General features: G+C 66.3%; 16 protein-coding genes. 11 read left to right on the top strand and 5 right to left on the bottom strand.

The window, feature by feature from the left end:
* Positions 1-3: 3 nt before the first annotated feature.
* From GGR46_RS04810 to GGR46_RS04800, 3 genes are all read right to left on the bottom strand, one after another.
* Positions 4-2,682 (bottom strand): glycoside hydrolase family 3 C-terminal domain-containing protein, encoded by a 2,679-nt coding sequence (locus tag GGR46_RS04810; RefSeq protein WP_183995049.1) that lies wholly within the window; start codon positions 2,680-2,682, stop codon positions 4-6.
* Positions 2,683-2,716: 34 nt separating this feature from the next.
* Positions 2,717-4,258 (bottom strand): tryptophan halogenase family protein, encoded by a 1,542-nt coding sequence (locus GGR46_RS04805; protein WP_221262658.1) that lies wholly within the window; start codon positions 4,256-4,258, stop codon positions 2,717-2,719.
* Between the two features lie 66 nt (positions 4,259-4,324).
* A complete protein-coding gene (locus GGR46_RS04800) occupies positions 4,325-7,189 on the bottom strand; it encodes a TonB-dependent receptor (RefSeq protein WP_221262657.1) in 2,865 nt (954 codons plus the stop codon).
* 361 nt (positions 7,190-7,550) lie between these two features.
* Between GGR46_RS04800 and GGR46_RS04795 the strand changes: the two genes are divergently transcribed.
* From GGR46_RS04795 to GGR46_RS04780, 4 genes are all read left to right on the top strand, one after another.
* Positions 7,551-8,240: a SapC family protein gene (locus tag GGR46_RS04795; protein WP_183995043.1), complete on the top strand. Its 690-nt coding sequence runs from the start codon at positions 7,551-7,553 to the stop codon at positions 8,238-8,240.
* Entirely contained in the window at positions 8,240-9,253 is a 1,014-nt protein-coding gene (locus GGR46_RS04790) for a cupin-like domain-containing protein (RefSeq protein ID WP_183995041.1), read from the top strand. Before GGR46_RS04795 ends, GGR46_RS04790 begins: the two co-directional genes overlap by 1 nt.
* A 228-nt stretch (positions 9,254-9,481) precedes the next feature.
* A complete protein-coding gene (locus tag GGR46_RS04785; RefSeq protein WP_246425895.1) occupies positions 9,482-10,510 on the top strand; it encodes an alpha/beta hydrolase in 1,029 nt (342 codons plus the stop codon).
* On the top strand, positions 10,507-12,402 hold the full coding sequence (locus tag GGR46_RS04780) for an NPCBM/NEW2 domain-containing protein (RefSeq protein WP_343058005.1): 1,896 nt from the start codon (positions 10,507-10,509) through the stop codon (positions 12,400-12,402). The genes GGR46_RS04785 and GGR46_RS04780 overlap by 4 nt, the downstream gene beginning before the upstream one ends.
* 11 nt (positions 12,403-12,413) lie before the next feature.
* Here GGR46_RS04780 and GGR46_RS04775 read toward each other — a convergent pair whose 3' ends face one another.
* Both GGR46_RS04775 and GGR46_RS04770 read right to left on the bottom strand, forming a co-directional pair.
* A complete protein-coding gene (locus tag GGR46_RS04775) occupies positions 12,414-13,175 on the bottom strand; it encodes a FadR/GntR family transcriptional regulator (RefSeq protein WP_183995037.1) in 762 nt (253 codons plus the stop codon).
* Between the two features lie 151 nt (positions 13,176-13,326).
* On the bottom strand, positions 13,327-14,925 hold the full coding sequence (locus tag GGR46_RS04770) for an alpha-N-arabinofuranosidase (protein WP_183995035.1): 1,599 nt from the start codon (positions 14,923-14,925) through the stop codon (positions 13,327-13,329).
* A 299-nt stretch (positions 14,926-15,224) separates the two neighbouring features.
* Between GGR46_RS04770 and GGR46_RS04765 the strand changes: the two genes are divergently transcribed.
* The 7 genes from GGR46_RS04765 (at position 15,225) to GGR46_RS04735 (ending at position 25,973) form a co-directional block, all read left to right on the top strand.
* A complete protein-coding gene (locus tag GGR46_RS04765; RefSeq protein ID WP_183995032.1) occupies positions 15,225-15,944 on the top strand; it encodes an SDR family NAD(P)-dependent oxidoreductase in 720 nt (239 codons plus the stop codon).
* Positions 15,945-16,682: 738 nt separating this feature from the next.
* A complete protein-coding gene (locus GGR46_RS04760) occupies positions 16,683-17,654 on the top strand; it encodes a hypothetical protein (RefSeq protein WP_183995030.1) in 972 nt (323 codons plus the stop codon).
* Positions 17,655-17,665: 11 nt separating this feature from the next.
* Positions 17,666-18,121 carry a DUF11 domain-containing protein gene (locus GGR46_RS04755; protein ID WP_183995028.1) on the top strand — a complete coding sequence of 152 codons (456 nt, stop codon included), beginning with the start codon at positions 17,666-17,668 and terminating at the stop codon, positions 18,119-18,121.
* A 26-nt stretch (positions 18,122-18,147) separates the two neighbouring features.
* On the top strand, positions 18,148-19,248 hold the full coding sequence (locus GGR46_RS04750) for a DUF11 domain-containing protein (protein WP_183995026.1): 1,101 nt from the start codon (positions 18,148-18,150) through the stop codon (positions 19,246-19,248).
* A 61-nt stretch (positions 19,249-19,309) separates the two neighbouring features.
* Positions 19,310-24,316: a DUF11 domain-containing protein gene (locus tag GGR46_RS04745; RefSeq protein ID WP_183995024.1), complete on the top strand. Its 5,007-nt coding sequence runs from the start codon at positions 19,310-19,312 to the stop codon at positions 24,314-24,316.
* 159 nt (positions 24,317-24,475) lie between these two features.
* Positions 24,476-24,910 (top strand): MarR family transcriptional regulator, encoded by a 435-nt coding sequence (locus tag GGR46_RS04740; protein WP_183995022.1) that lies wholly within the window; start codon positions 24,476-24,478, stop codon positions 24,908-24,910.
* A gap of 31 nt (positions 24,911-24,941) precedes the next feature.
* Positions 24,942-25,973, top strand: a complete 1,032-nt coding sequence (locus GGR46_RS04735; RefSeq protein ID WP_183995020.1) for a hypothetical protein — start codon at positions 24,942-24,944, stop codon at positions 25,971-25,973.
* Positions 25,974-26,005: the final 32 nt, after the last annotated feature.

Below are 26,005 nucleotides of genomic sequence, written 5' to 3'. Positions count from 1 at the left end.
CGGTTATTTCGGCAGCACCACCGCTGCCGGAACGGCGAAGCCGGCGCTCTGGCCCGGCACGCCGGTGCCCGGCTGGCCGGAGCCGACCGTGACGCGGTAATCGCCGGCCAGCACCTTGCGCACGCCGTCCACCGTCACGGCGCTCAGGTCGCGCGGGGAGAGGTCGAAGCGGATCGTCCGCGCCTCGCCCGGCTTCAGCGTCACGCGCTGGAAGCCGCGCAGCGCGACCCGCGGTGCGCCGGGGTCATCGGGGAAGTTCAGGTAGAGCTGCGCCACCTCGTCGCCCTCGCGCGCGCCGGCGTTGCGCACGGTGGTGGTAACACGGATGCCCTTGCCCGCATTGCCGCCGACGGACGCCACCTCAAGCGGCGCATAGGCAAAGCTGGTGTAGCTGAGCCCATAGCCGAACGGGTAGACCGGCGTGCCGGTGAAGTAGCGATACGTCCGCCCCTGCATGGAATAGTCGCCAAAGGGCGGCAGGTCGTCGATGCTGCGATAGAAGGTTAGCGGCAGGCGACCCGAGGGATTGGTCTTGCCCGACAGGACATTGCCGATCGCGAGGCCACCCGACTGGCCGGGATACCAGGCCTCGACCACCGCCGCGGCATTGTCCTTCGCCCAGGCCAGGTTGATCGGGCTGCCGTTCATTGCGACGAGGACGATCGGCTTGCCGGTCGCCCTGGCCTGTTCGAGCAGCGCCTGCTGATCAGGCGCCAGATCGAGCGTGGTCTTGTCGCCGCCCTTGAAGCCCGGGATCTGGGCCGGAGATTCCTCCGCTTCGAGATCGGAGGTGAGGCCGACCACGGCGACCAGCACATCGGCGCTCGCCGCCGCGGCCTTGAGATCGCGCTCCGGCGTCGCGGTGACGCGCTTCCACACCAGCCCGACCCCGGTCGTGCCGGTATGCGCGTCCCCGGTGATTTCGACCGGATAGCGCCTGCCCTTCTCCAGCCGCACCGTCTTCATCGCCGGCAGGCTGCCCCAGGGGGCGTCCTTGAGATCGGCGATCAGCCTGCCCTCGAACTTCAGGGTGCCGCTCATGAAGCCCGAAAGGCCAAGACGATAGCTGCCGGTCTCCGGCGGCACGATGAAGCCGGTCCAGACCACGCGGTGGTGATCGGAAACCTGCGCGAGATCGAGGCTGCGGCCATCGACGCTCGTCTCGATCCGGCTCGCGACGGGCGTGTCGGCGAACTTCGCGGCGCGCGCATACTCGCCCAGCCCGCCGGGTGCGAAGCGCGCCGGCGGCGTGCTGAGCACATTGTAGTAGCGCGCGAGCAGACCCGGGCGACCGTCGGGCGAACGCAGCGCGCTGGTCGGGATCGGATCGCCGTCGGTATAGGTCTCGCTGAACGGCACATAGTCCACCCGCGCGCCCGGCATCGCGCGGCGCAGGCCGTCCACCACCGAGATCGGCGGGGCGGAAAGCGACGAGGAATAGTTGCCGCGCAGCACGCGCGTCGCATCGCCGAGCGGCCCGATCACCGCCACGCGCAGGCCGGGCTTGAGCGGCAGGATGCCGTCATTCTTGAGCAGCACCAGGCTTTTCTCGGCCGCGGACAATGCCAGCGCGCCATGCGCCGGCGCGCCGACCGCAGCGGGGTCGCCGGCGGCCTTGCGCACGCCCGGCAGATCGCCATTGCGATAGCGGGCGGAGAACAGGCGAACGAGCGTCCGGTCGATATCCGCCTCGGTGATCAAACCGCGCTTCAGCGCCTCGCGATAGCGATCGCCCAGCCCGGCGGTGTCGGAGAGCGTCGCGTTGTGGCATTCATTGTCGACCCCCGCCCGCAACGCCGCTGCGACTGCCGTGGCGGCATCGGGCGCATAATGATGATTGTCGCTGATGTCCTTCACCGCATCGCAGTCCGACACGACATAGCCGTCAAAGCCCCAGGCGCCGCGCAGATGCTCCTTCAGCAACTCGTCGCTGGCGCACGCGGGCTGGCCGTCGATGCGGTTATAGGCGCACATCACCGATCCGGCCTTGCCCTCGACGATCGCCGCGCGGAAGGCAGGGAGATAGGTGTCCTCAAGGTCGTGGCGCGAGACGAAGACATTGGCGCTGTGGCGGGTCGATTCCGGCCCGCTGTGCACCGCAAAATGCTTGGGCGTGGCGACCACCGCGGGCAGGTCCGGGTTCGGTCCCTGCATGCCAGTGACGAAGGCCACGCCCATATGCGCGGTCAGGAACGGATCCTCGCCATAGGTCTCCTGCCCGCGCCCCCAGCGCGGATCGCGGAAGATGTTGATGTTGGGCGACCAGGTGTCGAGCCCGGTGCCGATCCGGCCCATGCGGCCGGTCTGGCGGGCCAGCGCGTGCAGCCCCTGCACCTCGGTGCTGATCGATCCGGCGACCTGCTTGACCAGCGGCGCGTCGAAGGTCGCGGCGAGGCCGATCGGCTCGGGGAAGTTGGTGGTCGGCAGCGAGCCCAGCGCACCGTGCAGCGACTCCGTCCACCAGTTGTACGCCGGGATTTGCAGCCGCGGGATCGCCGGCGCGGTGTTGAGCAGCTGATCAACCTTCTCGTCGGTCGTCATCTTGCCGACCAGATCGGCCGCGAGCTTGTCCGCCTGCACGACCACCGGGGACGGATCATTGCCCTGTGCCATTGCGGGCACCGAGACGCAGGCAGTGCCCGCAAGCAGGAGTGCGCCGAAAGCAGCCGCGGAACGGTTCATTGTCGTGCCTTCCTTGTTTCTGGTGGCCGGCCGGTCAGACCGGCTGCAGGCCATGTTCCTGGATCTTGCGGATCAGGTCGCGGTGCCGGGGCAGCCCCGCGCGCAGCCGCTCGGTCTGCGCCGCATTCTCGCGCATCGCACGCTCGGCCAGACGCACGTCGCCGGCGAGCGCCTCGGGTTCTACTTCGGTGCGGAAGCCCATGCCGTAGAGGACATATTGATAGCTGGCCGGCGGGAAGACCTCCTCGACCCGGTCGAACTCGTCATGGAACCAGGGCGACTGGTATTTCCACAGCAGCATCAGTTCCTGCAGCCGCGCGGGGATCGTCTCCGGCAGCACATTGTCCCGCCAGAAGGCGCTGTCGGTACGCTTGGTCAGGACATAGTGGAGCTTGAGGAAGTCGATGATCCGGCCCCAGCGATAATGGGTCGTCGCGTTGAAGCGCGACGCGACCACGTCCATCACCTCGCGACAGCGCGGCATCTGCTCGGCGATCAGCTTGGCCGACAGCTCGATGAGCACGATCGCCGACGCCTCGAGTGGCTCGAGGAACCCCGCGGCCAGGCCGACGGCAACGCAGTTGCGCTTCCAGAAGGTCTCGCGGTGCCCCGAGCGGATCTTGATCTTGCGGACGTCCAGGTCCTTGCCTGCCGGGCCGAGATAGGCACGCAGCTCGCGCTCGGCCGCGTCGTCCGAGATATGGCTGCTGGAGAAGACATGGCCGGTGCCGCGCCGCGTCGGCAATCCGATGTCCCAGATCCATCCCGCCGACTGGGCGGTGGAAATGGTGTGCGAGGCGATCGGGCTGTCTTCGTGCTCATAAGGGATCTGGACGGCGAGCGCGGTGTCGCAGAACAGCACGTCGCCACAATCCCTGAACGGCACGCCCAGCGCCTCGCCGAGCAGCAGCGAGCGGAAGCCGGTGCAGTCGACGAACAGGTCGCCTTCGATCTCGCCCGCCTGTTCGGTGCCGATCGCACGGATGTCGCCATCCTCGGCTAGCAGGACCTGGCGCACATCGGCGAGCACATGGCGCACGCCCAGCTTCTCGCAGCAATGCCGCTGGAGGAAGGGCGCGAACTTGCCCGCATCGAGGTGATAGGCATAGTTGGCGACCGCGTCATATTCGGGCGTCGCGATGGTCTTGGGGGCCAGCCCGTCATCGCAGATCCGGCCCTGCGGAGTCACCGTGTCGCAGAAGCTGCGTGCGCCGCTGTCCGAGAGCCAGTGCGGCACCAGGTTGAGCTGGTGGAAGCCTTGGGGCAGCATCAGCGGGTGGTAATAGGCGTCGTCCTCGGCGCCCGTGGTCCAGCGCGCGAACCTGGCGCCCTGCTTGAAGGCCGCGTCGCATTCGCGGAAGAAATCCGTCTCGGAAACGCCGATCTTCGCCAGCGTCGTGCGCAATGTCGGCCAGGTGCCCTCGCCGACGCCGATGATCGGCGTGTTGGGGGATTCGACCAGGGTAACGGTGAAGCCTGCCGCCATCCGGCTGCGATGCCTCGCCGCAATCACGCCGGCCGTCAGCCACCCTGCGGTGCCGCCGCCGACGATCACGATGTTTTTGACCGGGCGCATCATTTCCGATTTTCAGCAAAAAAGGACTGGGGATGTCAAAACGACATCCCCAGGTGAGGAGGAAGGTCAGAAGCGGTAGCGGATGCCCGCAGTGAAGCGCCGGCCATAGCCATAGACGTCGAGCAGCTGGTTCTTGAACCGGCCACGCGTGCTCATCGTCTCGTTGGTGATGTTGAGCGCTTCGCCGAAGACGTTGAGTTCCTTGGTGATCTGATAGCTCGCGCTCAGATCGACCTGGGTGCTCGCATTGACGAAGGTCGGCTCCGCACCGAAGGCGCCGGTGTTCTGCACCTGGCCGAACTGGAGCAGATATTCGTCGCGCCAGTTGACCGCGGCACGGAATTCGAACCCGTATTTGTCGAAGAAGCCGACGAAATTGGCCGAATTGGCAAGGCCGGTGACGGCGAAGCCGCTCGTGCTGATGTCCTTCGGATCATAGGGCTTGTTGGTGCCTACGATCGTGCCGTTGGCGATGAAGCCGAAGCCGCTGTTGCCGAAGGTATGCTGCAGCGCCACTTCGACGCCCCGCACCGTCGCATCCGGACCGTTGATCCGCTGCGACACCGTGAACTGCGCCGGCTGGCCCGTCGACGGATCAGTCACCCCGTTGATCGTCTGGCGCTGCGTGCCCTGGACGATGAAGTTGGAGACGTTCTTCAGGAAGAAGTTCACCGCCAGGTACGAGTTGCGCTGATAATACCATTCGGCGGCGATATCGAAATTGTCCGCCAGGTACGGCTTGAGCGCGGGGTTGCCGCCGTCCGCGGTCAGCGCGCCGATGCGCTGGCCGGTGCCGATGTTGAGCACCGGGGTCAGCAGGTTGAGCGTCGGCCGGGTGAGCGTGCGCGACGCATCGAAGCGCAGGATCAGGTTCTTGGTCAGCTCGAGCTTGGCATCCACCGCGGGCAGCAGGAAGCTGTAGTCGCTCTTGGTGGTGACCTGCTGCGACGGACCGAAGTTCACCGTGAGCAGCGTCGGGTCGGTCGAGCTCGGCGTGATCGAGGTCGGCAGGCGGCCGACGCCGGTGGAGGCGATCCTGGTCGATTCCTGGCGCACGCCGGCGTTGAAGTGGAACGGCATGCCCGCCACTTCGGTCTTGAACTGCGCCGAGAGATAGAGCGCCCAGGTCTTCTCGCTGATGTTCCGATAGCTGCCGACGTCGTTCATCACGTCGAACGCGCCGGTGAAGCCGGTGCAGCAGCCGGTGTTGTAGCCCGGGATCACCTTGGTCTGGGGATTGCCCAGGCCGGTCAGATAGTCCTGATAGGCGATTGCCGAGAAGTCGATCAGCGTTGGCGGCAGCGCCCCGGTGAAGCCCGGAATGAAGTTCGCCGTGCTCACCATGCCGTTGTACAGGCTGGTCGGGATCGCCACGCCGCCGGTGGTGCCGGATGCCGGGCCATAGCCCGAATAGGCCTGCCAGTAATTGTTGGCGAAGGTGTTGGCGCTGCGGAACCTGAAGTCGTCGTCGAGATAGGTGCCGCCAACGGTCAGCGTCAGGTCGTCCTGCGACCATTTCGCCTGCAGCTTGCCCTGCTTGATCGAGTCCGTGTTCTTGTTGGCGATGTTCACCGTCACGTGCGAGCCGATGACGGACGTGTCCGCCCAGCGGCTGGCATTGCCGCCTGCGCCATAGTTCACCAGCGACGGGAATACCTTGTCGCTGTCGCCGTTGATCCGGATGCCGAGCGACGGGCCGATGCCGAAGCCATAGCCGATATCGGCGCCGCGCGAGTTGATGCGGCCATCCGGGTTCAGCCAGCTGGTCGAGATGCTGCCGTCCGCCTCGATCTCGAGATGTTCGGTGGCATTCCACTTCACGTTGAGGCCGGTCTGGTTGGTGCGGCGCCAGTTGCTGTCGCGCGCCGCGGTGAAATCGGTCTGCGAACCTGCCTGGGTGAAGTCGAGCGGTACGCCGTTCGCGTCCAGCTTCACATTGCGCAACGAACCCTGGTTGAACCAGATGCCGAAGCCGAACGTGTCGGCATTGATGCGCTGGTCCGAGAAGTTGTTGTCGAGCGTGAGCAGCACGTCGTCGGTCGGCTTCCACTGAAGCGCGATGCGGCCGTCGATGCGCTCGTCCTTGGTGTAGGACTGCTGCGCGCCATATTGCTGTTCGAAGAAGCCGATGACGGTCTGCTGCTGCGAGGCCGGCGCGGTGGTGTCGGTCGTCGGGTTGCAGGTCGCCGCGGTGCTGCCCGCCAGCTGGCAGGGCGCATATTTGCCGCCCGGGAAACCGTGCACGAAGACGTTGTTCACGCGCGTGTCGTGGCGGGTGTAGATCACGTCGGCCAGGATGCCGAACGTATCGTCCGCGAAGGTGTGGCTGATCAGCAGGCCGCCGGTCGGCACGACGCGCTTCGCGTCGTCCTGGATCGAGCCCGAGGCCGAAGCGGCGATGTGGAAGCCCGGCCGGTCGAACGGCTTGGGATAGGAGATGTTGATCGTGGCGCCGATCGAGTTGGCGCCCACCGAGACGTCCGGCGTCTTGTAGACGGTCAGCGCGCCGACAAAGTCCGAGCCAACGGTGCTGAAGTCGATCGAGCGGCCACCGGTCGCGGTCGACAGGCGGCGCCCGTCGATCAGCGTCTCGTTGAAGTCACCGCCGAAGCCGCGGATGGTGACGCCATTGGCCTCGCCGCGCGTACCGTCGCGCTGGATCGAGACGCCCGGCAGGCGCTGCAGCGACGCGGCGACGTTGGAATCCGGGAACTTGCCGATGTCCTCCGCGGAGATCACGTCGACGACGCCCGATGCCTCGCGCTTCGCGTCGAGGTTGCGCTGGAGCGAGCCGCGGATGCCGGTGACGATGATCTCCTGGCCCTGGGCCTCGCTGATCTCGCCGGTCTGTGCGGAACCGCCCTGGTCCTGCGCAAAGGCAGGTGAAGCGACTGTGAGCGCTACCAAACTCGTCGCGCCGACGAGCGCCATCCTGGCCACATTGCGTGCCCGGATAGTATTTGTCCGTTTATTAAAAGCCTTCATTTCGAAACCCCCTCCAGAGTATGGGCTCGTTGCCACGCCGAGCTCCCTCGACGCGTGATCCGCAGTCAGGCGGTTGAAATACCGCTATTTTATCCGGAACAGGGCTCAACGACCCTTGGCTTGCACCAAGGTGGCATGGCTATCCTCCCCGATTCATCTTCTGCGAATCTGACGACAACTAATCATAGAAAGTTAGCGCTATCAAGAATATTTTGTCGGTGTAATTATCGGGCAAATATGGCGGCTTGACCTGCGGACGCGCGCACCATCGAATGCGCCGGCGCAGCAAGCCCTGGAGGGGATAGGAATGGCACGCGAACTGGAACTGCTCGACCTGGAAGCGCACCGCACCCTGCGCGTGCGGACCAGCGGACTGGAGACGCCGCACTTCGTGCAGGTCGTCGCGGCGGAATTCTCGACGGCGGCGACACGCTGCCCGATCCTGCTGACCAAGAGCGCCGAGACCGGACAGTTCTATGCGGGCGCGATGTACGGCTTCAGGCCGGGCGAGAACCTGCTGCAGGAAACTGCCGGCCCCGCCCCGTATCGGCCACTCGATCTCGAGCGCCAGGGCTTCTTCATTTCAGGCGAGAATATCGCGATCGACCGCGAAAATCCGCGCTTTAGCGACCGGGAAGGCCAGCCGCTCTTCGAGGCCGACGGCACGCCGGCGGAGCGCCTCCGCCAGGTTCAGAAGATACTCGGGCAACTCAAGAACGGCGTCGAGGAGACCGATCGCTTCATCCAGGCCATGCTCGAGCACCGCCTGATCGAACCGATCGACATCTCGCTGCGCTTCGACGACGGCGAGACCGTCACGCTGCAGGGGCTGTACACGATCAGCCTCGACAGCCTCGGCGAACTCGACGACGGCGCAGCGCTCGCGCTGTTCCGTCGCGGCTACCTGCAACTCGCCTATTGCATGATCGATTCCCTCAAGCAGGTCTCGGCCCTGGCGCATCTGCGCAACCATCGACTTGCCATTAACTCAGACTAATGACTGAAGGCCTTCCCGAGATGGCTTCTGCCGGCATGCTCGATGCCCAAGCCTTCACCCGCACCGTCGCGGAACCCTGCGCACCGCGGGTGCTGCGCGGCCTCGCAAGGGATTGGCCCACCGTCGCAGCCGCACGCGAGTCGCGACGGGCGCTCTTCACCTATCTGCTCGGCTTCGACAGCGGGCGGACCGCCCAGGCCTTTGTCGGCGCGCCTGCGATCGGCGGGCGATACGACTATGGCGATGGCGCCGGCGGGTTCAATTTCGACCGGGAGACCCTGGCCCTGTCCGAGGCACTGGCACGCATCGCCGCCGCCGCGGACCGGCCCGACCTCCCCTCGCTTTACCTCGGCTCCCTGCCGGCGGAGCTGCATTTCCCGGGCTTCGCGGAAGAAAATACCACCCTCCCCCTCCCGCCCGGCGTGCAGCCGCGCATCTGGCTCGGAAATGCCTCACGGGTGGCCTGCCACTACGACACCTATGACAATCTCGCGATCGTCGTGGCCGGCAGGCGCCGCTTCACCCTCTACCCGCCCGACGCGATCGGCGACCTCTATGTCGGCCCGATCGACCACACCATGGCCGGCCAGCCGACGAGCCTGGCCGCCGGCTCCGCTTCCGGCGATCCGCGCTATCCGCGCTTCGAGGCGGCACGCGAGCGCGCGCTGGTGGTCGAGCTCGAGCCGGGAGATGCGCTCTACATCCCCAAGCTGTGGTGGCACCAGGTCGAGGCGACCGAACCGGTCAACATGCTCGTCAACTATTGGTGGGACGGGTTCAGCGCCGGGCCGGACGCGCCCTACACGACGATGCTGCTCGCGATGATCGCCATTGCCGAGCGGCCAGCTGCCGAACGGGCGGCGTGGCGGGCCTTTTTCGACCATTATGTGTTCCGGCCCGACGGCCATCCGCTCGCACACCTGCCGGAGGAACGGCACGGCATCCTCGGGCCGCTGCGCGCCAATTACGGCCGGATCCGCGCCACGATCATGCAGATCCTGCGCGGTGGCTAGCCTGCCTATTACTCGTACTTATTTACGACAAAATAGCTGGATCAAACAGCCGATTTCCGCCTGCCATTACCCTTGGATCAGCGCATCACTCCGAGATTTCGGCAATTGACTCCAGCACCATTAAACTGACTAATAAGCCAAAGCGGACAACGATCCGCAAAGAGGGGATCCCGGATCATGGCAAGAATATCGGCCCATGCGGCGGCAATTTTGGTAGCGCTAACGTTCATGGGTGCGGCCCTACCGGCATCGGCGCAGGTCACCACCAACGCACCGGCGCCGGTGCAAGGCGCACTTCCCGCCACCACAAAGTGGATCAAGGTCCATTCCCCCGCGATCGCCGGCAACCTGGAAGGCGAATCAGCCGATCGGGATGTGCTGGTGCTCCTGCCGCCGGGCTATGCGAAGAACCCGCGCAAGCGTTATCCGGTGCTCTACGCGCTGCACGGCTATTCGATCGGCGCGGAGCAGTGGACCAAGGAAATCCACGTGCCCCAGACCGTCGAGGGCGGTTTCGCCAAGGGCGCCCGCGAGATGATCGTCGTCTTCCCGGACAGCAGGACGGTCCACAACGGCTCGATGTACTCGAGCTCGGCCACCACCGGTGATTTCGAGAATTTCGTGGCGCGCGACCTGGTCCGCTATATCGACGCGCACTATCGTACCCTGTCGGTACGCGAGAGCCGCGGCCTGGCCGGCCATTCGATGGGCGGCTACGGCACCTCGCGGATCGGGATGAAGCATGCCGACATATTCGGCGCCATCTACATGATGAGCCCCTGCTGCCTGTCACCGCGCGACCCCGCCCAGTTCAACGCAGCGAGCGGCGCGGCGCTCGAGAAGCTCAAGTCGATCGACGAAGCGACGAAGCTCGGCTGGGGCGAACGCGCCCAGCTCGCTACCGCCGCGGCCTGGTCGCCCAATCCGCAGAACCCGCCGCTCTTCCTCGACCTGCCGGTGAAGGACGGCGCGGTGCAACCTCAGGTGCTGGCGAAATGGGCGGCGAACGCCCCGCTCGCCTTTGTCGACCAATATGTCGGCGACCTGCGCCGCTACCGGGCGATCGCGATCGATGTCGGCGATCGCGACGGGCTGAAGGACGATGCCCGCAAGCTGCATGAGACGCTCGATCGCTACGGCATCGCCAACAGCTTCGAGATCTATTCCGGCGATCATACCAGCGGGGTTGCGATGCGCTTCCAGGACCATGTGATCCCGTTCTTCAGCAAGAACCTCGCGTTCGAGGCCCGCAAGTGAAGCGCGCCGCCGCCACCGCGCTGTTCGCGCTCGCCGCGCTCTGGACGACGCCCCTCGCCGCCCAGTCCGATCCGCTGGCACCCACCGGCCGCTGGAGCGCCTATACGCGCGGTGCCGCGCAACTGCCGCCGATGGGCTGGAACAGCTGGAATGCGTTCGCACTCGACATCAGCGAGGCGAAGCTGCTCGGTTCCGCCCAGATCATCGCCTCGTCGGGGCTGGCCGCCAAGGGCTATCGTTATATCGATCTGGACGAAGGCTGGTGGGCGCGCCGCGCCGCCGATGGCCGGATGGTGATCCGCACCGACAAATTCCCCTCCGCCCTGCTGCCCGACGGCCGAACCAGCTTCCGCCCGCTCACCGACAAGCTGCACGGCATGGGCTTCAAGGCCGGCATCTATTCGGACATCGGTCGCAACAGCTGTGGCCAGATCCACAGCGACGACATCCCCAACAAGCCGAGCGGCACCGTCGCCGAGCGCGAGGTCGGTCTGTACGGCCATGTCGACCAGGACATCGCGCTCTATTTCGGCGAATGGGGCTTCGACCTGATCAAGGTCGATGGCTGCGGCATTCGCGGGCTCTGGCCCGACTCGCCCAAGGTGCTGTCGGGCGAATTCCGCGCGCTGACGCCGCTGGTCGACAGCGGCTCACTGGGCCGGACGGACATCGCCGCGACCAAGGCGCTCTACGACAAGGTCCGCCAGGCACTGGAGCGCAACAACCCGGACAATGACTTCATCTTCTCGCTCTGCCTGTGGGGTGCCGCGGACGTGCGCTCCTGGGCGCGGGGCATGGCGAGCATCTCACGAACCAGCGAGGACATCTTCCCGATCTGGGGCCGGATGCTCCACAACATGGACACGTCGATCCGCCGCCCGCTCTACGCGCATCCCGGCTCGTGGAACGATCCGGACATGCTCTATATCGGCACGGGCGATTTCGACGCGAAGCACCTGACCGAAGCGCGCTCGCATTTCAGCCTCTGGGCGATGCTCAACGCGCCGCTGATGATCGGCTATGATCTGCGCAACGCGGAGCCGGCGCTGATGGCGATCCTCGGCAAGAGCGAAGTCATCGCGCTCGATCAGGATCCCGCCGGCAACCAGGCGGTGCTCGCCTATGATTCCGACGATGTCAGCATCCTGGTGAAGACGCTCGCCAATGGCGACAAGGCGGTCGCAGTGCTCAACCGCACCTCAGATCCGGTCACCGCCTCGTTGATGGCGTCGCACCTGAAATATGCGGCGGACGCCGATATCTCGCTCACCGACATCTGGACCGGCGCCCAGTCCAGGTTCCGCGACCGGCAGGACCTGACGCTGGCGCCGCGCGAGACCCTGCTGTTCCGCGCCACCGGCAAGCGGGTGCTGCCCGACGGGCTCTATCTCTCCGAGATGCCAGGCAGCGTGAACCCGGCGATCGATGGGGTGGTCGCGCCCGAAGTCGATCCGCTGGTCCACCGCGCGATCCTGCCCTGGGCCGGCACCCGCATCTCGCGCGAGCCGCCGCGCTATGGCGGCTGGGGCGGCGCGCAGCCGGACAGCACGCCCTATTCCGAGCAGATCGGCGTCGCCGGCAAGCGCTTCGACACCGGGATCGGCATTCTCGCCAACTCGCGGCTCGAAGTGCGCAACAAGGGCTATGCGCGCTTCACCACCCTGGTCGGCATCGACGATTCCGCGCGCGATCGCAGCCAGCCGGTGACCTTCGAGATCTATGGCGACGGCAAGCTGCTCGCACGCTCGCGCCCGATGCGTTTCGGCGAACCGGCGACCCCGCTGGAGGCGAATGTCGCCGGCAAGGCGCTGATCGAGCTGGTCGCACGCACGCCGGGCAAGCCGCGCTTCCCGGATCCGGTAGCCTGGGCGGAGGCAGCGCTGCGGCGTTGACCTCCCATGGGTCACATGGACGAGCGCGTGTCCTCGAGCGCCAGGTCGACAAGAACACGCATCGCATCGCTCGCGGCGTCGGCGTCACCCGCGACGATCGCGTCGAACACGCGGACATGGTCCGGCATCGGATCGCGCGGCAAGGCGCGGATCCGCTGCTTGAATTGCGTCGTCCAGGTCACCGCGGCGACGATGCTGGCACTCAGTGCGATGACCGCGTTGTTGTGCGATGCCCGCAACAGCGCATCGTGGAAATCGCGGTCGGCGGCGCGCCCGGCCTCGGTGGCGAGCGTATGACGCCGCATCGCCGCCAGCGCGTCCTTCATCGTCTTGATGTCGGTCTTGTCCCGGCGTTCGGCGGCCAGGCGCGCCGCATTGGGCTCGACGATGGCGCGCAGCTCGAACAGGTCGCGGACGAAATCGGGGTCCGGCTCCCCCGAGAATGCCCATGCCAGGACCGCGGGATCGAGCATGTTCCAGCGGCTGCGCGGCAATACGCGCGTGCCTGCCTTGGGCCGACTCTCGACCAGCCCCTTGGCCGTCAGCACCTGCACCGCTTCGCGATAGGCGCTGCGCGAGACGTCGAGCGCTTCCGAGCTGGCCACTTCACCGGTCAGTCGTTCGCCGGGGGCGATTTCACCCGAGACGATCGCGGTACCGAGATAATGGGCGACCGCACCGCGCAGGCGGCGGCCGGTGCCCCTGGAAGAGGAGGTCAATCGTTCTGCAGGGACTCCCGCGTCCGTTGAAGCCTTCTCTTCCCGTGATCCCATCCAATAACCGTCCCTGTCTGAGTTAACGGCCTTATCAGCGCACGGGACCGCGCTTGCAAGTTGCGTTTGGAGCGAGCCAGCGTCCAGCGGTCCGCTAGCGCCTTGTGGCAAGTGTGCCGGGCGAGGACGCTGTCCCCGCCCGGCAGCCGGTTCAGAGATCGATCTGCACCACCGCCACGGACTTGCCCGGCAGCTCGAGCGTCACCCCGTCCTTGCCGGCCTTGCCCGTGAAGGGCCTGGGCACCACGGCATTGGGCGCCTCGAAGCTGTTCACCGAGTCGACGCGCGGTGCGGTCAGCACCTCGCCGCGTGCGGCACGCGCCTGCACGCCAGGGAAGCGGGCCACGATCTTCGCGGGCCGGTTCGGATCGAGATTGGTCACGGCCAGCCAGAGCTTGCCCGCCGTATCACGCACCGCCACCGCATCGACCCGAGGCAGCTTGATGTCGCCCTGGGTGTAGGCGCCGGCATCGAAGCGTACCGGCACATAGGTCGCATCCTGGAACGGCAGGTACATCTTGTAGATGTGATAGGTCGGCGTGAGGACCATCTTTTCCTTGTCGGTGAGGATCATCGCCTGGAGTACGTTGATCATCTGGGCGATGTTGGTCAGGCGGACACGATCCGCGTGGCGCGCGAAGATGTTGAGGTTGAGCGCCGCCAGGATCGCATCGCGCATCGAGTTCTGCTGCTGCAGGAAGCCCGGGTTGCTGCCCGGATTGGGCGCGAGCCAGGCGCCCCATTCGTCGACCGCGATCCCGACCTTCTTCTCGGGATCGTACTTGTCCATGATCGCGGCGTTCTTCGCGATGGTCTCGTCCATGCCCAGGGTTTCCTTGAGCATGAGCGCGTAGCGCCCCTCGTCGAAGCCGGTGCTCGGCTGGGTCACCGGCCAGCCGCCGCCGGTGGTGTAGCGATGCAGCGAAAGCCCCTCGATGCTCCACGCCCAGTCATGCGCCTTCCACGCCTTCATCACGCTTTCGGTGTAGGACAGGTTGTCGTCGCCCGGGCCGACGGCGATGCGCTGCATCGCGCCGGGGCTGTCCGCGGCCTGGGCCGGGTTGTAGTTGCGCACGAAGCGGGCGAAGGGCTTCATCACATCGGCATAGTGATCGGCAGTCATCGCGCCGCCGCACGACCAGCTCTCGTTGCCGATGCCGAGATACTTCACCTTGTACGGCGCGGCGTGTCCGTTCGCCGCGCGCTCCTTGCCCGCCGTCGTCGCGGGGTCGGCGGTCATGTATTCGAGCCACTCGGCAGCCTCGGCCACCGTGCCCGAGCCGATATTGACCGAGATATAGGCCTCGCTGCCGACCTGGTCGACAAAGTCCATGAATTCGTCGGTTCCGAACGTGTTCGGCTCCGTCGCCCCTCCCCAGTTCGAATTGATCGAAATCCGCCGATCCTTCGCAGCGCCGATGCCGTGCCGCCAATGATATTCGTCGGCGAAGCAGCCGCCCGGCCAGCGCACATTCGGCACGCGGATCGCCCGGAGCGCCGCGACCACGTCCTTGCGGATGCCGCGCACGTTCGGGATCGACGAGTCCTTGCCGACCCAGACGCCGCCATAGATGCCGGTGCCGAGATGCTCGGCGAACTGGCCGAAGATGTTGCGGTCGATCTTGCTGCCGGGCTTGGCGGTATCCACCACCACTTCCACGGGCGCGGAAGCGTCGTTCTGGGCAAGCGCCGGCGATGCGGAAGCCAGCAAGAGCGCAAAGGCTGCGCCCGGACGGACGAGGTCGATCATTAATCCTCCCTGTTCTGATCTGTTTTCAGGCGATGGCCGGGCGCTGAACAACGGTATCGAGCGCTCGGTCTCGTTCAAAATTCTAGTCTGACAAAATTACCGGTCAAGCGAGAGTCGCCACAGGAAGCACCATTAAGTCCGCAGGAGGATAATATCGACGAAGGTCGCACTTGAAACTAATATTAATAGTCCTACAATATCCGCACCGATGCGTATGTGCTCCAGCTTTCACCGAGGAATCGCGCTTTGAACCGAATGGCCGGGACGGCGGCGGTGCCCGTGGCGCAGATCCGCCCCCAATGAACCTCGACCTCGACAACAAGGTGGTGATCGTCTCAGGCGGCGCCAGCGGGATCGGCGCGGCAGTGGTGAGCGTCCTCGCCAGCGAAGGGGCGATCCCGTTCATTCTGGACAGCATTCTTCCTCCCGCCGAATTGCTCGCGCGCACCGGTGCCCCGGCGCAGATCGTCGACTTTGCGGATTCGGCGGCCTGTGCCGCGGCGGTCCAGCGGGTCGCAAGCCGGTTCGGCCGCATCGACGCGCTGGTCAATGGCGCTCGCCGTGAGACGGAAGCGGAGGAGGTCGAACCGGCCTTCGCCTCGGTCACCCGCAACCTTGCCTACTACCACCTGATGACCCAGCACTGCCTGCCCCATCTGCGCCGCACGCGCGGCGCCATCGTGAGCATCGCGAGCCAGGCCAGCCTCGAGTTCGACGAGTCAGCCAGCTATGTCGCGGCCAAGGCAGGCATTGTCGGGCTTACGCGGGAATGGGCCACCCTGCTCGCAAGGGACGGAATCCGCGTCAATGCGGTGATCCCGGCGGGAGCGCCAGCCGCCCCCTTCCCCCGCACCGATCCGGGCACCCGACGCACCGCGCCAACGCAGCCACCACAGACCGACGCCGGTGAAGTCGCCAGCGTCACTGCATTCCTGCTCTCCGAACGCGCGGGACCGACCACGGGCCAGTGGCTCTGCATCGATGGCAGTTACCAGCCCCCGGTGCATAGCCTGGTCTGAGCCGGGCCGATTCAGGCACCAGCCCGAGACGAGCCGATATCCATCAAGCGCGATATCGGCCTGGAGTGATTGGACAGGGATCCACCAAGGCCGTTTCGCGAAGCGCACGCCTCGGACTTTCCGGATTTACCATGAACCCGCCGTGATCGCCGGCTGGCCGCGAGCTCGGTAGCCCGCGATTCTATTATATATTATCGTTGTTAATTAATATGATACAGAAATAACCTGTCAGAGAATGATAGGTTTGCCCCTGTGCGTCCGTCATTCTCTTGTGATCAATGCGGCGCGCCCGGCTGCGGAAAAATGGGAAATGGTCGGGCAGCGATATGTCCCCGGCGCTCCGAGCACCCCGAAATAGCACATCGCAAATTTTGGCATGCGCCATGAGGACGCGGGCAGAATTCCTGAGATTTCCTGTGAAGACTTGCCGGAGGCAGGCTTCCACGGACTCCACTGTAATTCCACCTAGAAAATCCGTAAATATCGTAAAATCAAAATCATGACCATAGTCAAAACGGACATTGTTTAGAGATAGATACGCAAATACGCTCCTGAACGACCTTCTATAAATATTTTGAACGACTTGGCCGCTCGGGAACTAGTCCGACGAGTTGAGTTTCGATGGTATTTACATGGGGGACATGTATTGCGTCGGTTTACTGCAACTGCACTGACGCGGTGCAGCGCGAACTTCCTTATTTGTTCGGCACGGCGCCGCGCGAGTGCGCGACGCGGCGCATGACTTCCCGCCTGGCCTTTCCGCCGTACGCCACCCTCGCACGCTGGTGTCGTCACGCCGTGCGCCTGGCGCTCGCCTGCGCGTCGCTGGCCATCGCCGGCACGGCAATGGCCCAGCGCGCGGGCAGCGAGGTGCGCAACGTCGCGAATGCCGACCTGATGGTCGATGGAGCACCGGAGCGCATCGCCTCGAACCCAGCGACCCTGCGGATCGCCGAGCGGCTCGACCTCCGCCTCGCCGCCACCGGCAGTTTTGCGGTGGATGGCCCCGGCAGCGCCATTCCGTTCCTCCTGACCAACAGCGGCAATGGCGACGAGCGCTTCGTCCTGGCGGCGACGCTCGACGGCATTTCCGGCCAGGTGCGCGGGTTCGCGATCGATACGAACGCCAATGGCGTCCTCGACCCGGCCGACACTCCGATCGCCGGCCTCACGCCCCTGCTCGCCCCCCAGCAGAGCCTGACCCTGCTGGCGATCCTCGATCCCGGCCCGGTCGAGGCCGGCGCGACGCTGGCACTGTTCGCCCGGGCCGCCACCGGCTCGGGCGCGCCGGGGACACGCTATCCAGGCCGCGGCGACCAGGGCACCGATGCCATTGTCGGCGCGAGCGGGGCAGAGAGCACGCTGCGCTTCGCCCTCACTGCCGGTGCGGTGCCCAGCGCCAGCCTGGAGAAGAGCCAGACGGTCGTCGCCCCCAATGGCAGCGACATGGTCGTGCGCGGCGCGGTGATCACCTACGCCATCGTCGCGCGCTTCGAAGGCGACGGCACTGCCCGCGCCATCACCGTCGCCGATCCGATCCCGCCCGGCACCAGCTATGTCGCGGGCAGCCTGTCGCTCGACGACATCGCGCTCACCGACGCCGGGGATGGCGATCCCGGAACCTTTGCCGATGGCCAGATCGTCGTCGCGCTCGGCGACCTGACCGGCGCCGCCACCCACACCATCCGCTTCAAAGTGAAGATCCTCTGAGGAGAATGTCGATGTCGTATCTTCTGTTTATTGCCGCGCTTGCCAATGCCGCGCCCGCACCCGGCCAGGTCGAGATCCACGCCAGCGTTCTCGCCGAGGCCCGCGCGCCGGCTACCGACGGCACCACCCGGGTCACGCTGGTGCCAGCCGCCCGGATCACGCCGGGTGACCGCCTCGTCTACCGCATCGAATATCGCAACAACGGCAAGCAGGCCGCGACCGGACTGGTGATCGCCAATCCGGTTCCCGCCGCCCTGCAATATGCCGGCCCCGCCGATGGCGCGCCGGCACCCGAGCTCTCGGTCGACGGCCAGACTTTCGGGCCGCTCTCCGCGCTCAAGATCCGCAGCGGCACCACGCTTCGCCCCGCCACCGCCGCCGATATCCGCGTCGTTCGCTGGCGCCTTGCCCAGCCCGTCGCCGCCGGCGCCCGGGGCCAGGTCTCATTTCGTGCAATTCTCAAGTAACTTCAAATAGAAAAGGGTAGTTCATCATGTACAGGATTAAGTTCAACAACGCATTGCTCGGCGGCGCTGCCCTGAGCGTGGCGATGAGCATCTCCGGTGTAGCCCAGGCCCAGCAGACCCCTGCCGGCACCAGCGTCAACAACCAGGCGACCGTCAGCTACGAGGTCGGCGGCACGACGCAGTCGGTCTCGTCGAACGTCGCCACCTTCGTGGTCGACAAGAAGGTCAACCTGGCCGTCGCCGAAGTGGGCGGCGCGCCGACCCAGACCGCGCTCAACGCCACCGACCAGGTGACCACCTTCACAGTCACCAACCTCACCAACGCGGTGCAGGATTTCCGCCTGGAAGCCGACCAGCAGTCCGTATCGATCCCGCTGCTGGGCACCGACAATTTCAACATGAACAACCTGCGCGCCTTCGTCGACAGTAACGGCAACGGCACCTATGACGCGGGCGTCGACACCCAGACCTATATCGACGAGCTGGCGCCCGACGCTACCGTCACCGTCTTCCTGGTCGGCAACGTGCCCAACACGCCGGGCATCGAGACCGCCATCGTCTCCCTCAACGCCATCGTCGCGACCGGCGGCTCCAGCGGCGCACTGGGCGCCGATCTGGTCGCCAGTTCGACGCTGGTGGCGGATTCGCCGAGCACGGTGGAAATCGTGTTCGCCGACGACACCGGCCTGCTCGATCAGCCGCGCAACGGCCAGCAGCGCGCGTTCGACGCCTATCACATCTCCACCGCAGTCGTGACGATGGTGAAGAGCGCGACGGTGATCAGCGATCCCGTGAACTTCCTGGTCAACCCGCATGCGATCCCCGGCGCGGTCGTGGAATATTGCATGAAGGTGAGCAACGCCGGCCCCGGCACCGCCAGCAACATCGTCCTGACCGACGCCGTGCCGGCGAACAGCACCTTCGTGCCCGGCTCGATCGCGGTCGGCACCTCGGGGACGCTGGGCGCCTGCATCCTGCTCGGCACCTCCGAGGACGACAACGCCACCGGCGCCGACGAGACCGACCTCTATGGCGGCTCGTTCGACGGCACCACGGTGCGCGCGACGCTGCCTACGGTCGCGCCGCTGGCCTCGATGTCCGTCGCGTTCCGCGTGACGATCAACTGACGCCAGCCGGGCAGGAACCAGCGGCGGGCGGGCATCGCCCTCCCGCCGGCTGGTACGCTCCATGCGAAGCTTCCTCTCCCTCCTGCGCGCCTTCTGGAGCGTCCTGGCGATCACCATCGCCACGCTGTCGATCCCGACGGCGGGGGCACAGGTGATTCGCAACACCGCGTCGATGCGTTTCGAGACGAGCGCGGGGTCGCAAACGATCGCCTCCAACACCGTGACGCTCGATCTCGCCAAGCGCCCGACCACGATGCGCTTCCACGAGATTCCCGCCGGCTATCAATATGCCGGCCTCGCCTGCGATACCAATCCGGTCCTGCAGTTCACCCCCAGTCGGGTCTCACCCACCGAACTCGCCGCCGCGCCGCTGCTCGCGACGATCCAGCGCGGCCAGGCGCTGATCATGGAACTCGACGCCGAGGCGGAGAACCGCGACGCCACCAGGCGCGAAACCGCATGGGTCACCGTCTCGGCGGGTGATCTGTCGGTCAGGCTGCCCCTCACCGAAACGGCCGAGAATACCGGGGTGTTCGCCGGCGGCATCTCGGCCTCGGGCACCCACCCCGAGTTCGCGGCTTGCGACATCGCCAAGCGCGTCTCCGGCTCCCGGATCCGCGCCCAGTTCGACGGCAGCGACGAGAGCTTCTCGTCCGATGCCGAGGTGCTGGTCGATCCCGAAGGCTATGTGTTCGATTCACTCACCGGCGAGCTCGTCGACGGCGTCACCGTGACGCTGATCGACAATGCCACCGGGCTGCCCGCCGCCGCGGTGTTCGGGGACGACGGCACCAGCGCCTATCCCAACACCGTGGTCACCGGCACCAGCGCGACCGATGCCAGCGGCCAGGTCTACAGCTTCACGCCGGGCAATTTCCGCTTCCCTCTGGCCCCGCGCGGCTTCTATCGGCTGAAGGTCACACCGCCCCGGGGCTATGCGGCCCCGTCGCGGGTCGAGCCCGCCGCGCTGACCCATCTGACCGGCCCTCCCGGCGCCTTCCGCATCACCGATTCCTCCTATGGTGCGCCGTTCGAGCTCTCCGACCCCGAGCCGGTCCATATCGACGTTCCCGTCGATTCCACGGCCGCACGCGCCAAGCGGATCGAGACGCTGGTTCTGGAGAAGACCGCTTCGATACGCGACGCCTCGCCCGGCGAGTTCGTCCAGTACCGGCTCGAGGTGCGCAACACTTCCCGCAGCGCGACGCCGGGCCAGGTCCGCATCGAGGACCGGCTGCCGACGGGCCTGCGCTACAAGACCGGCACCACGCGTGGAGCGCCCGAGCCCGAAATCTCCCGCGACGGCCGTTCGCTCACCTTCACCCTGCCCCGCATGGGCGCCCAGGCCAGCGCGCCGATCAGCTATGTCCTGTCGGTCTCTCCCGGTGCGCCGCAGGGCGAGGCCCTCAACCGCGCGACGGCCTCCACCGTCAGCGGATCCAGCAACGAGGCGAGCGCGTCGGTGCGCATCCGCAAGCTGCTGATGACTGACGCCATGACGCTGCTCGGCCGGGTGACCGAAGGCGGCTGCGGCGATCCGATGCGCCGCCGCAAGGGCGTGCCCGGCATCCGCATCGTGCTCGAGGACGGCAGCTTCACCGTTTCGGACGCGAACGGCTATTATCATTTCGAGGGCGTGCCCCCGGGCACCCATGTCGTCCAGCTCGACACGGCGAGCATCCCGGCCACCCATGCCCCGGCCAGTTGCGACCGCGACACCCGCAGCGCCGGCAGCGATATCTCGCGCTTCGTCGAGGGCCAGGGTGGCAGCCTCCAGCGCGCCGACTTCCAGCTGGTGCTGACCGGCAAGCAGGCCGCCGCCGATGCTGCGCTACCGGTAGTGCAGAGCGACGACGCCCTCGCCGCGGGCAACCGGGCCGACTGGCTGGAGCGCGCCGAGCCGGGGATCGACTGGTTGTTCCCCGAGGTCGACCACAACCCGCGCTCGCCCGCGCTGCGCATCGTCATCCGCCATGCCCCGGGCCAGCGCGTCGCGCTCAGCGTCAACGGCCGCGCGGTCGATGCGCTGAGCTTCGACGGCACCGACATCGACGCCCAGCGCGGCGTCGCCATCTCGCGCTGGACCGGCCTGCCGCTGGCCGAACGCGACAATCTGCTCGAGGCGCGCGTGCTGGATGCCGGCGGCAAGACCGTCGCGACGCTGCGCCGCACCGTCCATTACGCCAATGTGCCGCTGCGTGCGGAACTGGTGGCCGGCAAGTCACGCCTCGTCGCCGACGGCCTGACCAGGCCGCTGGTCGCGATCCGCGTCACCGATCGCGACGGCCGACCGGTCCGTGCCGGCACCGTGGTGCCCTTCCGCGTCGACCAGCCCTATGCCGCCGCGCAGGAGATCCAGGCGCAGCAGGGCCGCCAGCTCGCCGGCCTCGACCGGACCGAGGCCACCGCGCGCGTGATCGGCGACGAGGGCCTCGCCTTCGTCGCGCTCCAGCCCACCACCCAGGCCGGCAGCGCCCACATCACGATCAAGCTCGCCGACCAGGGCCTCACACAGACCAGCGAAATCAAGGCCTTCCTCGCCGCTCCTGCGCGCGATTGGATGATCGTCGGCTTTGCCCGCGGCACCGCCGGCTTCGACATGCTGCGCTCGAAAAGCAGGAACCTGCCGCGTGGGCAGCGCAACAACGTCACCACTGACGGCCAGATCGCGCTCTATGCCAAGGGCAGGATCAAGGGTTCGTGGCTGCTCACCCTCGCCTATGACAGCGACCGGGTGGAGGATCGCGACCGCGGCCTGCTCGGTACGATCGATCCCAACCGCTATTACACCGTCTATGGCGATGCCAGCCAGCAGGCCTATGACGCACCGACCCGCGGCCGGCTCTACCTGCGTCTCGAGCGCAAGACCTTCTACGCGCTGTTCGGCGATTTCGAGACCGGCTTCGTCGATACGCGGCTGACCCGCTACAGCCGCACGCTGAACGGTGTGAAGGCCGAGACTTCGGGCGATCATGTCCTGTTCAGCGCCTTCGCCGCGCGGGACGAGGATCGCTACGGGCGCGACGAGATCCAGGGCAACGGCCTGTCCGGCCCCTATCGCCTCTCGGGCCGCGACATCGTGCCCAACAGCGACAAGATCACGCTGGAGACCCGCGACCGGCTGCGTCCCGAGCGGATTCTCGACAGCAAGCTGCTCACCCGCCACATCGACTATGACATCGATGCGATCGCCGGCACGCTCCGTTTCCGCGAGCCGATCCTCAGCCGCGATCCCGCCTCCAACCCGATCTTCATCGTCGCCGATTACGAGACCTATGGCCGCGGCCGGAAACTGGCCGCCGGTGCGCGGGGCGCGCTCAAGCTCGCACAGGGCAAGGTCGAGATCGGCGCCGCGGTGCTGCACGACCAGGCCCAGTCCGACGCCACGGTCATCGGCCTCGACCTGCGCGCCAGGCCATTCGCCGGCGTCGAGGTCCGCGCCGAGGCTGCCACCGGCGGCCGCGACGGCCTTCGTTCCGCCCAGGCTTTCATCGCCGAGGTCGAGCATCATGGCGGCGGCATCGACGCTCTCGTCTATATGCGCCGCCAGGACAGCGGCTTCGGCGTGGGCCAGCAGAATGGCGGCGAGGCGGGCACCAGCAAGGTCGGCGTCGATGCGCGCCTGCAGCTCGCCACCGGCCTGTCGGCGGTGCTCACCGCCTGGCACCAGGAAGACCTGACCAGCGACGCCAGCCGCACCGCGGGCGACGCGCGCGTCGAATATCGCCGGGGCTCCAGCCTGGTCTTCCTCGGCGCGCAGCTCGCTGCCGATCGCGATGCCCTGGGCCGCAGGAGCAACTCGACCCTGCTCACCCTGGGCGGCACCCAGTCGCTGTTCGACAACAAGCTCGAGATCACCGCCCAGGCCCAGCTGGCGATCGGCGGCGCCGATGACAGTGCCGATTTCCCCGCCCGCCAGCAGATCAGCGCGAGCTGGAAGGTGCGCGACGGCATCCGGCTGATCGGCGGCTATGAAATTGCCAAGGGTGACAGCTACTTATCGCACAATGCGCGCATCGGCTTTGAAGTATCGCCCTGGTCGGGCGCGCGGCTGATGTCGACGATCAACCGCCAGGCGCTCGGTGAGGCAGGTGGCGAGAATGGCCGCCGCACCTTCGCCCAATATGGCCTCAGCCAATCACTGCCGCTCGGCAAGCACTGGACGATCGACGCAACGCTCGATTCGAGCAAGACCCTTTCGGGCAAGCTGCCCGAGACCAGCCTGTCGCGTCCGGTGATCGGCAGCTCGATCCTCGGCCAGAATGTCCGCGAAGGCGATTTCGTCGCAGTCACGCTGGGGGCCGGCTATCGCAGCGAGCGCTGGTCGTGGAACGGCCGCGCCGAATATCGCAACTCGGAGGAATCGCGCCGGCTCGGCTTCACCAGCAACCTGCTGCGCAGCCTGGGCGAAGGCAAGACGCTCGCCTCCTCCCTCCGCGCCTATCGCACCACCGACGACCGGGGCCGCTCGGTCACCTCGGTCACCGGCGATCTCGCGCTGGCGCTTCGCCCTGCGGACAGCCGCTGGTCGCTGCTCGAGCGCTTCACCCTGCGCCACGAGAATGCCGATCAGGGCGTGACCGGGAACAATGTGCTCAACGTCCCCACCTTCGCCCAAGGCACGCTGGCGACGCTCCGGGCGATCAACAATGTCGCGATCGGCTATCGCTCGGGAGATGAGGGCGGATCTCATGGGTTCGAGGCAAGCCTCTATTATGGCGCGAAATTCGTCCGCGGCCGCTATGCCGACGAGAAGCTGGACGGCTTTATCGACGTGGTCGGCGTGGAGATTCGCAAGGATATCCGCCGCAACCTCGACATCGGCGTGCAGGGCAGCGTCCAGCACAGCTGGAGCGATGGCACTGCGTCCTTCTCGGCCGGCCCCACCCTGGGCGTCTCGCCCGGCAAGGGCATGTGGTTCAGCGCCGGCTATAATGTCACCGGCTATCGCGATCGCGATTTCGAGGATGCCCGTTACACGCGCCAGGGACCCTATATCACCTTGCGCGCGAAGTTCGACCAATCACTACTGAAGAACCTGGGCGATCTTTTTGGAGGAAGGCAATGAATCCTTCAATTGATCCATTTTGGATTTACTTCACCGCACACCCTGTGCCGTTTGACGCGGCATGCTTTTTCTTCTTAACCAACCTATACTATGCAATTGCTGCGTTCTTCGGGCGCACAATAACGCAGTGGCATCGTTGGCTGGATGAACAGGGCAACCATGCGTGGAGACAAGAAGGATGCATCCGGCACGGAGAACGGGCCAACGCCCCCAACCGAGCCCGACAGCATCGAGGAACTGATGTTCCAGCGCGAACGGCTGGATCACCGCGCGATGGTGGAAGGCATCATCCGCGTCCGCGAGGCGCGCGCCAGGTTCATGCCGGAGAACTGGTTCTCGGATCCGGCCTGGGACATATTGCTCCGCCTCTATCAGGCCTATCTGGACGGGCTGGAGCGCACCATCGGCGATCTGGGGAGCTTCGCGAGCACCTCGCCCGCGACCACCATTCGCTGGCTCGACGTGCTTTCGAACCGCGGCTGGATCCATCGCCGGCGCGACGCGCGCGACCAGCGCCGGGTATTCATCTCGCTCAACGAAATCGGTGCCGAGCAGATGCGCGAATGCCTGGAGCAGATACGCAAGCTGGGCTGACCGCGCCGTGCGTCGCGCCGGAGAGCCCCCGATGATCCCGTCGCTCCGCACCCTTGCCCTGGCATGGCTGGTGCTGACCCTGTGGTCGGCGCCTGCCCTCGCCTGCACGGTCTCTTCGCCGGCATCGTCGAGCCTCGGCAGCTATTCGCCCAACGCGATCCGGGCGGGGGCCGTGCCCGTGATATCCCATTTCGGCGGGATCAACTGTTCCAACAGTGTCATCACGCTGCTCGGCGGGAACGTCCTCACCGCGACGATCAGCAACGCCAACAGTTTCAAGCTCACCTCGGCGGGCCAGCCCGACGGAGCGTTCCAGCTATTCCCGAGCGCGACGAGCAGCAGCGCCATGGCCTCGGGCGTGGCGGTGAATTTCCTCAATCCGGCGGTGATCGACATACTCGGCCTGCTCGGCGGCAGCCCGAGCAACATCCCGCTCTTCATCAAGCCGTCGAGCGCCACCGCGCTCACCCCCGGCATCTACAACGGCGCGTTCCGGGTCACCTGGGCATGGAAATTCTGCTCCGGCGTCTGGATCGGTTCCACCTGTACGCTCGGCACGCTCGACCAGGGCAGCGGCTTTTCGGACATCAGCTTCACCATGACCGTCGTCGCCAAGCCGGTGACGGTGGCGATGAGCGCGGTCACCACCTGGGATCCGATCGCCGGCACCACCTTCCCCAAGGCGATCATCGGCGCGAAGAAGCGGATGACGGTCACCGTCACCAATCCGGACATCGTCGCGACCGATCTCAACTCGGTGCGCGTCGAGATCCCCAGCCAGACGGGCACGTCGATCGCGCTGGAGGGCGACGGGGCAAGCGGCGGTGCGCCGATCGTGTTCACCGACGGGAACCCGAGCTCCACCCTCGCCTTCAGCTACACCAATGCCGGCGACAGTGGCGACGATGTCGATTTCTATTCGGACGGCACCGGCTGGGCCTATGTCCCCACCCCCGGCGACGTCGTGTCGCAGCGGCTGGTCAAGAAGGTCCGCCTGAAGCCACGCGGCAAGCTCGCCCCGGGATCCTCCTTCACGGTCACCCTCCCCTATCGCGTAGAATAGATGCGCGACAGAAACGTCCGCGGCATCTGGTA

Source organism: Sphingomonas kyeonggiensis (genome assembly GCF_014196745.1).
Classification (GTDB): Bacteria; Pseudomonadota; Alphaproteobacteria; order Sphingomonadales; family Sphingomonadaceae; genus Sphingomonas; species Sphingomonas kyeonggiensis.
This window is presented reverse-complemented; position numbering and strand designations above follow the sequence as displayed.